Annotated in this window: 10 protein-coding genes; 1 reads left to right on the forward strand and 9 read right to left on the reverse strand. The window is 74.1% G+C overall.

What is annotated here, in order from left to right; all coding sequences use genetic code 11:
• Positions 1 to 899: hypothetical protein (locus ABD308_RS08120; protein WP_344329799.1), on the reverse strand; the 899-nt coding region annotated here is incomplete at its 3' end.
• Between the two features lie 84 nt (positions 900 to 983).
• Here ABD308_RS08120 and pdxR point away from each other — a divergent pair.
• A complete protein-coding gene (gene pdxR / locus ABD308_RS08125) occupies positions 984 to 2,534 on the forward strand; it encodes a MocR-like pyridoxine biosynthesis transcription factor PdxR (RefSeq protein WP_344329801.1) in 1,551 nt (516 codons plus the stop codon).
• 546 nt (positions 2,535 to 3,080) lie between these two features.
• On the opposite strand, the gene ABD308_RS08130 is transcribed toward pdxR, so the two are convergent.
• The 8 genes from ABD308_RS08130 to ABD308_RS08165 all read right to left on the reverse strand — a co-directional run.
• Positions 3,081 to 3,263 carry a DUF6126 family protein gene (locus ABD308_RS08130; protein ID WP_344329802.1) on the reverse strand — a complete coding sequence of 61 codons (183 nt, stop codon included), beginning with the start codon at positions 3,261 to 3,263 and terminating at the stop codon, positions 3,081 to 3,083.
• A 32-nt stretch (positions 3,264 to 3,295) separates the two neighbouring features.
• Complete coding sequence (locus tag ABD308_RS08135; RefSeq protein WP_344329804.1) at positions 3,296 to 3,967, reverse strand: helix-turn-helix domain-containing protein; 672 nt, start codon at positions 3,965 to 3,967, stop codon at positions 3,296 to 3,298.
• Positions 3,968 to 4,038: 71 nt separating this feature from the next.
• The gene (locus ABD308_RS08140) at positions 4,039 to 5,778 is read right to left on the reverse strand and encodes a pyruvate dehydrogenase (RefSeq protein ID WP_344329849.1); all 1,740 of its coding nucleotides are present in this window, start codon (positions 5,776 to 5,778) and stop codon (positions 4,039 to 4,041) included.
• 107 nt (positions 5,779 to 5,885) lie between these two features.
• Positions 5,886 to 8,324, reverse strand: a complete 2,439-nt coding sequence (locus ABD308_RS08145) for a glycoside hydrolase family 65 protein (protein WP_344329806.1) — start codon at positions 8,322 to 8,324, stop codon at positions 5,886 to 5,888.
• Entirely contained in the window at positions 8,321 to 9,082 is a 762-nt protein-coding gene (locus ABD308_RS08150; protein WP_344329809.1) for an HAD family hydrolase, read from the reverse strand. Before ABD308_RS08150 ends, ABD308_RS08145 begins: the two co-directional genes overlap by 4 nt.
• A gap of 101 nt (positions 9,083 to 9,183) precedes the next feature.
• Positions 9,184 to 9,969: a VOC family protein gene (locus ABD308_RS08155; protein WP_344329811.1), complete on the reverse strand. Its 786-nt coding sequence runs from the start codon at positions 9,967 to 9,969 to the stop codon at positions 9,184 to 9,186.
• A gap of 179 nt (positions 9,970 to 10,148) precedes the next feature.
• Positions 10,149 to 10,610 carry an SRPBCC family protein gene (locus ABD308_RS08160; protein WP_344329814.1) on the reverse strand — a complete coding sequence of 154 codons (462 nt, stop codon included), beginning with the start codon at positions 10,608 to 10,610 and terminating at the stop codon, positions 10,149 to 10,151.
• A gap of 104 nt (positions 10,611 to 10,714) precedes the next feature.
• A partial coding sequence (locus ABD308_RS08165; protein WP_344329816.1) for an LCP family protein occupies positions 10,715 to 12,274 on the reverse strand: 1,560 nt, incomplete at its 5' end.

The raw sequence follows: 12,274 nt of genomic DNA on the forward strand, positions 1-12,274 counted from the left end.
CGCGGGCGCGGCGGACGGGGCGGGCGCGGCGGACGGGCCGCGCCGAGGGCGGCCTGACGGCGCTGGATCTCCTGCCAGATCCGCGGCGGGCACGGGCCCTGCGGGTGGTCGGAGAGGAAGCTCTCGTACGGCACCCGGCGCGGCGTCATCCCGATCTCCACCCAGGACGGCTTGCCGGTGCGGTCCCAGCCCTCGTTCTCCATCCGGATGAAGTCGGCGCGGTGGTCCTTGTCCTTGCTGGTGATCTGCAGGACCTCCGCGTACCCGGCCCGGGCGCCCACCACCACGCAGTAGTGCCGGGCCGCCTCCGCGCGGTCCCGGAACGGCACCATCGCCACCCACACCTCCCCCGCCGCCGGGCGGGTCGCGGTCGTGGTGCCGCCCCGGGACGACGTCGGCGCCGTCCGCCGGGGCCGCGGACGCTCCACCAGGTCCCCGGCCCAGGAGCGGACACCCACCCGCCACAACCAGGCGAACACGCCCACCACGAGGCACTGCAGGGCGTAGCCGTTCGCCGCGGCCGGGTCCTGGTCCGCGCCGAAGACCCCCGGCACCAGGTACGCGCCGACCAGATGGGCGACCAGCGAGCACGCGGCGGTCAGCACGGCCGCCCGCGCGGGCACCACCCACCGGGCGACCGGCCGCCGGTGCCGGCCCGCCAGCCAGTCCACCAGCAGGGCGACCGCGTACGCGATGCCGACCAGAACCGCCACCTGGCCGGGTGTGGTGTGCTGCGGCGGGGTCTGCGCCCGCATCAGGGCGGGGATCACGACCGGCACCGCGAGCGGATAGCCCAGCAGCACGCCGAACAGCGGCAGCGTCAGGACGGTCAGGCAGCCCCCGCGCCCGGGCCGTCGTCTTCGCTGCGGAACCGATGAACTCCCGTACTGGTACGCCATGTTCGCCACCCCCACCGCGGTCCTGCGTCCGGCGCAATGTATCGGACATCCGGAGGCCGCGGGGGTTGCGGCGATAATCCCGCCATGAGCCGCCGTCCCCGAACCGCCTCCGGCCCCATCCGTGACACCGCGCGTGGCACAGCGCGTGACACCGCGCGTGACACCGCCCCCTGGACCGCGTTCGGCGGCGACCTTCACCTCGACCTCGGCGAACGGCGCGCCGCCGGGGCCGGGCTGCGCGCGGCCCTGGAGGACGCGCTGCGCGAGGCCGTCCAGGACGGGCGGCTCGCGCCCGGCACCCGGCTGCCGTCCTCCCGGGCGCTCGGCGAGGACCTCGGGATCGCCCGGAACACCGTCGTCGAGGCCTACGGGCAACTGACCGCCGAGGGCTGGCTCAGCTCCCGGCAAGGCTCCGGGACGACGGTCGCCGAACGCGCCGCGCCCCGGCCGGCCGGGCGCGCCGTCGAGGTGCGGGCGGGCCGCCGCCCCACCGGGCGGCACGACCTGCTCGCCGGACGCCCCGACCTCTCGCTGTTCCCGCGCAGCGCCTGGCTGGCCAGTGCCCGCCGGGCGCTGGCCGTGGCACCGCACGAGGCCTTCGACTACGGCTCGCCGCTGGGGCGGATCGAGCTGCGGCGGGCACTCTCCGACTACCTGGCCCGGGTGCGGGGCGTGCGCACCGACCCGGAACGGCTGCTGATCTGCGCCGGCTTCGGCCAGGGCCTCGGCCTGCTGGCCGCCGCCCTGCGCGAACGCGGGGCGGGCCGGGTGGCCGTCGAGTCGTACGGGATACCGCCGCAGCGGCACGTCCTGCGAGCGGCCGGGCTCGGCCTCGCGCCGCTGCCGCTGGACCACTCCGGCGCGCGGACGGACCTGCTGGCGGAACTGTCGGACACGGAGGCGCGCGAAGCGGAGGCGGACCGACTGGAGGCGGACCGGCTGGGGGCGGTACTGCTCACCCCCGCGCACCAGTTCCCGACCGGCGCGGCACTGGCCGCCGATCGCCGGGCGGCCGCCGTCCGCTGGGCCCGCGAGTACGACGGGTACGTGATCGAGGACGACTACGACGGCGAGTTCCGCTACGACCGGCAGCCGCTCGGCGCGATGCAGGCGCTCGACCCGGACCGCGTGGTCTACGGCGGCACCGCCGCCAAGAGCCTGGCACCCGGCCTGCGGCTGGCCTGGCTGGCGCTGCCCGACGAACTGGTGGAACCGGTCGCCCGGCGCAAGGCCCTGGCGGACACCATGAGCCCGGTGCTCGACCAGCTCACCTTCGCCGAACTGATCACCTCCGGCCGCTACGACCGGCACGTCCGGCGCTGCCGGCTGCACTACCGGCGCCGCCGGGACCAACTGGTCGCCGCACTCACCGAACGGGCCCCGCACGTGAAGGTCACCGGAATCGCCGCCGGACTGCACGCCGTGCTCCAACTGCCGCCCGGCTCCAGCCCGGAGGCCGAACTGATGGACCGCGCCCGGGCCGCCGGCCTGGTCCTCACCAGCCTCGGCTGGTACCTCACCGACAACGCCCCCGCCGACGCCCCGCCCGCCCTGGTCGTCGGCTACGCGACCCCGCCCGACCACGCCTTCCCCGCCGCCCTCACCGCCCTCTGCGACCTGCTCCGCCCCACCTGAGGCCACCCCGCCAGACCCGCCGTGCACGCCCCGAAACCGCCACCCCACCTCCGCCGCCCGACAGACCCAGGCCACCGGGCCGGCGACGAAGACGGGACGAAGGGCCGGCTCACCAACCGCCCCCGCACGCGGCCCAGAGCCGCCGAGCCGACCACCCCACGAGGTACCTCACGCGGCCCGAAACCGCCGTCCGGCACCAGCCGACGCAAGCGGGACGAAGGCCCAATCCACCGGGCCGGCGCGAGGCCACGAAGGACCGAGACCGGCCGCGGTCAGGCGCCAGGCGCCTGGGAGGGGAGGGCCTCCCGCCGGGGCAGTAGGGCTGCGGGGCGGCGGGCCATGGCTCGTCGGCCAGGGCCGCTAAAGCTGAAAGAGGCGTGCGGGCCGTAGGCCGCCGCGCGTCGCGGCCGGGACGGCCCGCACGGCAAGCCCGGCGTTGGCGACGCGGCCGAGGCAGGTCTGGGCACCGGAGGCCGGTCGCGTCGAACCCGTAGGCCGCCGGGGTGGATCCGGCGGCCGGGGCGGCGGGGCGGCGGGGTGGTCCGGCTACTTGTTGCGGCTGCCGAGTTCGAACAGCAGGATGATGAAGCCGGCGAAGGCGTGGATGCCGGCGGTGTAGATCACCAGGCGGTGGTAGACGCGGCGGTTGGCCCACTTGCCCGCGTCCATGGTCTTCGGGGCGCCGTCGGCATTGGTGTCCGGCACGGGGGTGGCGGCGGTCTCGGCCATCGGGGTTCTCCTCCGGGTTTCCTGACGTCGGGTCAGTGGTGCGGGGCGGCGGGGCCGCCGCCGAGGCAGAGTTCGCCGCCGGGGCTCTGCAGCAGGGTGTGCATGAAGAGCAGGTCGACCCCGGACGAGGAGTCGGCGGCGATGCAGTGCGGGGTGAGTGAGTCGAAGTGGGCGGAGTCGCCCTCCTCCAGCAGGTGGACGCGTTCGCCGAGGGTCAGCTTCAGCCGGCCCTGGAGGACGTACAGCCACTCCTCGCCGGGGTGGACGCGGACCACCGCGTCCTGCACGCCCGGGGGGACGTGCACGCGCAGCGCCTGCATCGCCCGGCCGGGGGCGCCGGTCCGGCGGTATCCCCAGCCCCCGGCGCGGCCGGGTTCGATCGCGCCGCCGCGCACCACCGGGTCCGGCTCGGTGAAGGTCTCGCCGAGCAGGCCGGAGACGGAGGTGCCGTAGGCGCGGGCGAGGCCGAGCAGGACGGGCAGCGAGGGCTGCCGGCGTCCGGTCTCCAGTCGGGACAAGTAGGCTGGGGAGAGACCGACCCGGGCGGCGGCGACCTCCAGGGTGAGGCGGCTGCTGAGCCGGTGGTCGCGCAGCCTGGCGGCGAGGCCGGCCACCTCCTGCGTCTCGTGCGCGCCGGCGGGGGCGGCGTCGGGAACGGCGGGGGCGGCGGAAGCCTCGGGCGGACCGGCTGGGCTGGTGGTCATGTGTCCAGTGGACACCCCGCGTGCCGCGTGGGCAATTTTTTTGCCTCACAGGCAAGGCCCGCGTCGGGCACCTACGGACGGGGGATGTTCCTGAGGTTGGACCGGGCCAGATCGATCATCCGGCCGACGCCACCGGAGAGCACCGTACGGCTCGCGGCCAGCGCGAAGCCCTTCAGCTGGGCGGCGGTGATGTGCGGCGGGATGGACAGCGCGTTCGGGTCGGTGACCACGTCCACCAGTGCCGGTCCCGGCCGCTCCAGCGCCTCCGCCAGCACCTCCCGCACCCTCGCCGGCTCGGTGACCCGCTTGGCGGGGATGCCCATCGCGCGGGCGATCCCGGCGTAGTCGACGTCGCCGTTGTCGATCTCCGACTCCGGGTAGCCGGAGACCAGCATCTCCAGCTTGATCATGCCGAGCGCGCCGTTGTTGAAGACCACCGTCTTCACCGGCAGCCGGTGCCGGGCCACCGTCAGCAGCTCGCCGAGCAGCATCGACAGCCCGCCGTCGCCCGCCATCGCCACCACCTGCCGCCCGGGGAAGGCCAGCTGGGCGCCGATCGCGTGTGGGAGGGCGTTGGCCATCGAGCCGTGCAGGAAGGAGCCGATCACCCGGCGGCGGCCGTTGGGCTGCAGGTAGCGGGCGGCCCAGACGTTGTTCATACCGGTGTCGACGGTGAACACCGCGTCGTCGGCGGCCACCTCGTCCAGCACCGAGGCCACGTACTCGGGGTGGATCGGCAGGTGCTTCTCGATGTCCCGGGTGTACGCGCCGACCACGTCCTCCAGGGCGCGGCAGTGGCGGCGCAGCATGTCGTCGAGGAAGGAGCGGTCGGTCTTCTGCTCCAGCAGCGGCAGCACCGCGCGCAGGGTGGCGGAGACGTCGCCGTGCACCGCGAGGTCGAGGGCCGTGCGGCGGCCGAGCCGGGTGGCGTCGTGGTCGATCTGGACGGTGTGGACCTGGGGGAGGAAGGAGTCGTACGGGAAGTCGGTGCCGAGCAGCACGACGGCGTCGGCGGCGTGCAGGGCCTCGTGGCAGGCGCCGTAGCCGAGCAGGCCGCTCATTCCCACGTCGTACGGATTGTCGTACTGGATCCACTCCTTGCCGCGCAGGGAATGGCCGACCGGCGCGTGCAGGGCGGCCGCGGCCTCCATCACCTCGGCGTGCGCGGTGCGCACCCCGGCGCCGCAGAACAGCGCGACCCGGCGCGCGGCGTTGAGCACCCGCGCGAGCTCCTGCACCTGGGACCAGGGCGGGGCGGCGACCGCCTGCTCGGTGAGGAAGTGGCTGCTGCCGGTGGGGTTCGCGGCGGAGAGCGCGGCGACGTCGCCGGGGAAGGCCAGCACGGAGACGCCGCGGGCGCCGAGGGCGTGCTGGATCGCGACGCGCAGCAGGCGGGGCAGCTGGCCGGGGGCGGAGAGCATCTCGCACCAGCTGCTGCAGTCGGTGAAGACCCGCTCGGGGTGGGTCTCCTGGAAGAAGCCGGTGCCGATCTGGCCGGACGGGATGTGCGAGGCGAGGGCGAGGACGGGGACGCCGCTGCGCTGGGCGTCGTAGAGGCCCTGGATGAGGTGGGTGTTGCCGGGGCCGCAGGAACCGGCGCAGACCGCGAGACGGCCGGTCAGCTCGGCCTCGGCGGCGGCGGCGAAGGCGCCGGCCTCCTCGTTGCGGACGTGCACCCAGCCGATGCCCTCCGCCCGGCGGATCGCGTCCACGACGGGGTTGAGGCTGTCGCCGACCACGCCGTAGACCCGCTCCACCCCGGCCTGCCGGAGCACCGCCACCATCTGCTCGGCCACACTCACCACGGGGATCTCCTGACACCGGGGACGCACGACACCAGCACCGTCCGCCGCCGGCGGGCCCCCCGCACCCGGGGTGGGCCGGACGGGTGAGGGGGGCGGTGGCCCGCGGTGGGCGGTTACTCGGCGGCGAGGTGGTCGGGGCCGGAGGTGATGCGGCCGGCGGAGAGGCCTGCCTGGGCCTGGCGGCGGGCGGGTTCGCGGCCCGGGGGCTGGCTGCACCGTTCCTGGGCGGGCGGGTTGGTGGTGGGCACCGAGACCGGGCGGCCCGCCTTCACCTGGACCGTCTCGCCGTCGTGCCGCAGGTGGATCACCTCGCCCCGGCGCAGCGTGTACGTGGTCTCGTCGTGGTCGATCCGCACCGCCAGCAGCTGCCCGCGGACCATCATCGAGAAGCCGAGCCGCATGATCCCGGTGGGCAGCCGGGGCCGGAACCAGAGCACCTCGCCGTGGTCGCGCAGCCCGCCGAAGCCGGCCACCAGGGCGATGCAGGCCCCGGCGAGCGAAGCCATGTGCAGGCCGTCGCGGGTGTTGCCGCCGAGGTCGTGCAGGTCCATCAGGGCGGCCTCGGCCGTGTAGTCGTACGCGAGGTCGAGCTGCCCGACCTCGGCGGCGATCACCGCCTGGGTGCACGCGGAGAGCGAGGAGTCGCGGACGGTCAGCCGCTCGTAGTAGGCGAAGTTGCGGGCCTTCTGCTCGTCGGTGAAGGCGTCGCCGCGGACCTGCATGGCGAGCACCAGGTCGGCCTGTTTGACGACCTGCTTGCGGTACAGGTCGAAGTACGGGTAGTGCAGCAGCAGCGGGAAGTTCTCCGGCGGGGTGTTCTCGAAGTCCCAGACCTGGTGGTCGGTGAAGCCGTCGGCCTGCGGGTGGACGCCGAGGTTCTCGTCGTACGGGATGAACATCGCGGCGGCGGCGTCCCGCCAGGCGGCGGTCTCCTCGGTGTCGACGCCGAGCCGGGCGGCCTCGCGCGGGTGGCGGGCGGCGGCCTCGGCGGCGGCGCGCAGGTTCGTCTGCGCCATCAGGTTGGTGTAGACGTTGTTGTCGGCGATGGCGCTGTACTCGTCGGGGCCGGTGACGCCCTCGATGCGGAACCGTCCGGCGGCGTCGTGGTGTCCCAGCGAGCGCCACATCCGGGCGGTCTCGACGAGCAGTTCGAGTCCGTACTCGCGCTCGAACTCGGCGTCCCCGGTGGCCCGGACGTAGCGGGCGGCGGCGGCCGCGATGTCCGCGCCGATGTGGAAGGCGGCGGTGCCGGCCGGCCAGTAGCCGGAGCACTCCTCGCCGCGGATCGTCCGCCACGGGAACACCGCACCGGCCAGGCCGAGTTGGGCCGCGCGGTCGCGGGCCAGCGGCAGCGTGGTGTGCCGCCAGCGCAGCGCCTGGTTGACGGCGGTGGGCAGGCAGTAGGTGAGCACCGGCAGCACGAAGGCCTCGGTGTCCCAGAAGCTGTGCCCGTCGTAGCCGGGACCGGTCAACCCCTTGGCGGGGATGGCGCGTTCCTCGCTGCGGGCGCCGGCCTGGAGCACGTGGAAGATCGCGAACCGGACGGCCTGCTGGAGTTCGACGTCGCCCTCGATCTCGACGTCGCTGACGTCCCAGAACTCCTTGAGGAAGTCGGCCTGTTCGGCGACCAGGCCGTCCCAGCCGGTGTACCGGGCGGCGGTCAGCGCCGCCTCTACCTGGTCCCGGACGGCGGGCAGCGAACGGGTCGCCGACCAGCCGTAGGCGATGAACTTCACCAGCCGCAGCCGCTGGCCGGGGTGCAGCACGGTGGTGACGGTGATCCGGCTGTGGTCGGCCTCCGACTCGGCGACGGTGTCCAGCCGCTCCGGGCCCTCGATCACGTGGTCCATGCCGGCCGCGACCCGGATGCCGCTGTACCGGGTGCGGTGGACGAGCACGCCCTTCGTCCCGCCGGAGTGGTGCGCCTCGGCGAGCAGCGGGGCCTCCAGCACGGCGGCGGCCCGCGGGTCGCCCTCGGGGCCGCCGGGCAGCTGCTCGTTGGCGACCAGTTCGCTCTGCAGCACGATCCGCACCGGGCCGTCCACCGCCTCGACGGCGTACTCGACGGCGGCGACGGCGCGCTGGGTGAGCGAGACCAGCCGGGTGGAGTCGACCTTGATGGTCCGCCCGGCCGGGGAGGTCCACTCGGCGGATCGCCGCAGCAGGCCCTCGCGGAAGTCCAACCAACGGCGGTGGCTGAGCAGTTCGCCGTAGCGCAGGTCGAACGGCTCGTCGTCCACCAGCAGCCGGACGATCTTGCCGTTGGTCACGTTGATGACGCTCTGGCTGGACTCCGGGTAGCCGTAGCCGCCCTCGCCGTACGGCAGCGGGCGCAGTTCGAAGACGCCGTTGAGGTAGGTGCCGGGCAGGCCGTGCGGCTCGCCCTCGTCGAGGTTGGCGCGCAGGCCGATGTGGCCGTTGGAGAGCGCGAAGACGGACTCGGCGCGGGCCAGCGAGGTGAGGTCGAGGCCGTGTTCGGCGACCTGCCACGGGTCGACGGCGAAGGGCTGCTCGTGGCCCTCCTTGCGTTCCTGACGCTCCTGCCCGGTCATGCCGACGCCTCCTCGGGGTGGTCGGGGATCAGCTCGGCGAGGTCGCGGACGACCACGGTGGCGCCGTCGCGGCGCAGTTCGGCGGCCTGACCGGTGCGGTCCACCCCGACCACCGCGCCGAAGCCGCCCGCCCGGCCGGAGGCGACCCCGGCCAGCGCGTCCTCGAACACGGCGGCGTGCGCGGGCTCGACGCCCAGCGCCCGGGCGGCGGCCAGGTAGGTGTCCGGCGCGGGCTTGCCCGGCAGCCCCTCGCGCTTGGCGACCACGCCGTCCACGATCACGTCGAAGAAGCCCTCGATGCCCGCCGCGCGCAGCACGTCCCGGCAGTTGGCGCTGGACGAGACGACGGCGGTGGGCAGGCCGAGCGCGCGCAGCCGGCGCACGTAGGCGACCGAGCCGTCGTACGGGGCGACGCCCTGCTCGCGGATCATCCGCAGCACGGTGTCGTTCTTGGCCCGGCTGACGCCGTGCACGGTGCGGGCGCCCGGCGGGTCGGCGTCGGTGCCCTCGGGCAGGTCGACGCCCCGGCTGCGCAGGAAGGAGCGGGTGCCGTCGAGTCTCGGCCGCCCGTCCACGTAGGCGTCGTAGTCGGCGACGGCGTCGAACGGGGTGAACGGCCCGCCGGTGCGGGCGGCCTCGGCCCGCAGGAAGGCGTCGAAGGTGTCCTTCCAGGCCGCGGCGTGCACCGTGGCGGTCTGGGTGAGCACCCCGTCGAGGTCGAAGAGGAAAGCGCGGATGTCGTCCGGTAGCCCCAGCATGGGTGCAGTCTTACCCGTCCTCGCGCGGCGTACCGCCCATTCCCGGCGGCGCGTCGCGGGAACGGGCGGTGCGGTTCGTCATCGCCGGCGGCGGCCGGGACTCAGGGCGAGTCCGGGGTGGAGGTGACCGCGAAGGACGCGCCCTGCGGGTCCCGTACCACCGCCATCCGCCCGGCCTGCATGTCGAACGGCGGCTGGATCACCGAGCCGCCCGCCTTGACCAGGGCGTCCACCGTGGAGTCGGTGTCGTCCACCGAGAAGTAGGTCATCCAGTGCGAGGGCGTGCCCGGCGCCAGGTACTCGGCGACCGGCTGCATGCCGCCCACCGTGTGGTCGCCGACGTTGAGCGAGTAGAACCCGTCCATGCCCTGGATGGTCCCCGGGCGCAGGCCGAACGCCTGCTGGTAGAACCGGCCGGCCGCGTCCGTGTCGGTGGTGTTGAGCTCGTTCCAGACCAGCGCGCCGGGCTCGTTGACGATGCCCGCGCCGATGAAGTCCAGCTTCTGCCAGACGCCGAACACCGCGCCGGTCGGGTCCGCGGCGACCAGCATCCGGCCGGTGCCGCCGACCTCCATCACCGGGTGGATGATCGTGCCGCCGGCGCCGGCGACGGCCTGCGCGGCGGCGTCCGCGTCGTCCGCGGCCAGGTAGGTGGTCCAGCTGACCGGGGACGGCGGCTGCCCCTCCTGGGTGGAGCGCGCCATGATCCCGGCGACCGGCTTGCCGTTCAGCGAGCACACGGCGTAGCCGCCGTACTCGGGCGGGCCGACCTCGCCCTGCCAGCCGAACAGGTCGCGGTAGAAGTCGAGCGCGGCCTGCTGGTCGCTCGCGGTCAGGTCCACCCAGCAGGGGGTCCCGGGCTTGTACGGTGCGGTGACTACGGGCATTCCTGGGCCTCCAAGCGATGGTCGTCCGCCGGGTCGGCCGCCGGGGGCGCGGACGGTTCGGCCGCGCGGCCGACGGCCGTACACCGCCCACGATCGCCGTGCCTCCGCGATCCCGCCACCGGACGGCGTCCCGGCGGGTCCGGCGTCCGCCGGGGCTTCACCGGCGGACGCGCGGGCGGTCACGGCGCGTGGTGGTGGCCGCCTGCGGTGAAGAGCGGCCGCGGCTCGCCGCTCTGCGCGTAGTCCTTGAGCCGGACGATCAGCTGCGCCCAGGTGCCGGCCACCAGCGGCACCCCGTCCTCGCTGCCGGGCTGCCAGCCGCCGTGCCGCAGCAGCAGCCGGGTGCGGTGGCCGGGCCGGCCCTGTTCGTCGGGCCGGTCGGCGAGGTCCCAGCTGATCCAGGTGCCGGCCCAGTGCGGCGGGAAGGCGCCGGCGTTCGTCCACACCACCCGCTCCGGGCCGGTGCGCTCGCGCCGCAGCCGGAACGGTTCGGGGACGCCGGGGAAGCCGAACAGCAGCACGTCGTCCTCCCGCGCCACGTCGGTGGTCCACCAGGAGGTCAGCCCGTCGTGGGTGGTCAGCGCGGCCAGCACGACGGCGCGCGGGGCGGCGATGTCGAGCTCCAAGGCGATCTCGGCCATGGGTTCCGCCTTTCGGGCCTGCTGCTCCCCCGGCGTGTCCGACAGGCCCACCATGGCACGGGCCCGGGGACGGCGCGCCCCGGGCCGGTACGGCCGGTGGTGGATCAGGGGTAGGAGAGCTTCCCGCAGATGTCGTCGTCGGCCGAGCGGGCCTTCTCGGTGACGCTGGGGGGCAGCGAGGGGGCCACGGACGGGGTCGCCGAGGCGCTGCCGGAGGCACTCGGTGCGACCGCTCCCCCGTTGGCCGCCGCGAAGTCCTTGCCGACGATCACGGTGACGCCCGCCGTTCCGCCGGGCTCGACGGTCGAGCCGGGGAACAGGGCGGCGACCTTCTCCGCGTTCGCCTTCTGCCCGGTGGCGTACTGGACCATCGTGGTCGTGTACCTGGTGTTGTCCGCCCGGCCCACCGCGGTGGCGGTGAACTTGGCCGCCTTGAGCTGCTCGGCCGCCTTGCCGGCCATGCCGGTGGCGGTGGTGCCGGTGTAGACGGACACCTTGATGTTCTTGTTGGCCGTTTCGCTCGCGAGCGGGGAGGCGGGGGCGGTCGTGGCGGGGGCGGCGGTGGTGGCCGGGGCGGTCGGCGAGGGCGCCTCGGCGGGCTGCTCGCCGGTGGCGTTCTGGCCGTCGATGGTGCGGTCGGCCTTGAGGGTGTCGAAGAGCTTGTTGGCGTCCGGCTGGACGATGTCGAGGTCCTTGTCGACGGTACGGTAACGCCAGGGCAGGGTGACGAACTTGAGGTCGTGCATGTCGATGTTGCGCAGCGACAGGCCGAAGGACATCAGCTTGTCGGCGGTGTCGAGGCCGGGGTCGACGGTCAGCGACTTCGTGGCGGCGTCGGCCAGCGGCAGCAGGGTGGTCGGGTTGAGGCCCTGCTTCTTGATCTTCGTGGCCAGCGAGCTGATGAAGGCCTGCTGGCGCATCATCCGGCCGATGTCGGAGCCGTCGCCGATGCCGTACCGGAGCCGGACGTAGTCGAGCGCCTGCTGGCCCTCCACCTTCTGCGGGCCCTTCTTCAGGACCACGTCGCCCTTCTTGCCGAGATTCGGGTTGACGTCGCCCTGGTGGATGTCCTCCGGCAGGCAGACGTCGACGCCGTCGACCGCCTTGGTCATCGCCGAGAAGCCCTGGAAGTCGATCACCATGGTGTGGTCGACCCGGATGCCGGTGAGCTTCTCCACGGTGTTCTGGGTGCAGGCGGGGTTGCCCTCGTCGCTGCCGCCGGTGGAGAAGGCCTCGTTGAACTTCGTGCTGGCACTGCCCTTGGTCCACTTGCCGTTGGGCAGCTTGCACGGCGGTATGGCCACCATCGCGTTGCGCGGGATGGAGATGCCGACGGCGTGCTTGTGGTCGGCGTAGACGTGCAGCAGGATCGTGGTGTCCGAGAGGGCGCCGTGCGCCTCGCCGCCGCCGAGGTCGGAGTTGTTCTTGCCCCGGCTGTCGGAGCCGATCATCAGCACGTTGACCGGCCTGTTGCCGTCCGCGTCGGCCTGCGCCTCCGGCGGGCGGTCCTTGGCGATCGCGTCCGCGTCGAAGGACCTGATGTTGCCGTTCAGCTTGTAGTAGATCAGCCCGCCGGTGCCCGCCAGCAGGACGAGGACTCCGGCGGCGGACCAGGCGACGATCTTCTTGGCGCCCCACTTCGGCTTGCGGGCCGCCGCCCTGGC

The sequence above is a fragment of the Kitasatospora putterlickiae genome, assembly GCF_039527695.1.
Classification (GTDB): Bacteria; Actinomycetota; Actinomycetes; order Streptomycetales; family Streptomycetaceae; genus Kitasatospora; species Kitasatospora putterlickiae.

Bases quoted from the DNA above. Each gene is read 5' to 3' on its own strand.
- pdxR (WP_344329801.1), top strand. From the start codon at position 984: ATGAGCCGCCGTCCCCGAACCGCCTCCGGCCCCATCCGTGACACCGCG.
- ABD308_RS08130 (WP_344329802.1), bottom strand. From the start codon at position 3,263: ATGGCCGAGACCGCCGCCACCCCCGTGCCGGACACCAATGCCGACGGC.
- ABD308_RS08135 (WP_344329804.1), bottom strand. From the start codon at position 3,967: ATGACCACCAGCCCAGCCGGTCCGCCCGAGGCTTCCGCCGCCCCCGCC.
- ABD308_RS08145 (WP_344329806.1), bottom strand. From the start codon at position 8,324: ATGACCGGGCAGGAGCGTCAGGAACGCAAGGAGGGCCACGAGCAGCCC.
- ABD308_RS08150 (WP_344329809.1), bottom strand. From the start codon at position 9,082: ATGCTGGGGCTACCGGACGACATCCGCGCTTTCCTCTTCGACCTCGAC.
- ABD308_RS08155 (WP_344329811.1), bottom strand. From the start codon at position 9,969: ATGCCCGTAGTCACCGCACCGTACAAGCCCGGGACCCCCTGCTGGGTG.
- ABD308_RS08160 (WP_344329814.1), bottom strand. From the start codon at position 10,610: ATGGCCGAGATCGCCTTGGAGCTCGACATCGCCGCCCCGCGCGCCGTC.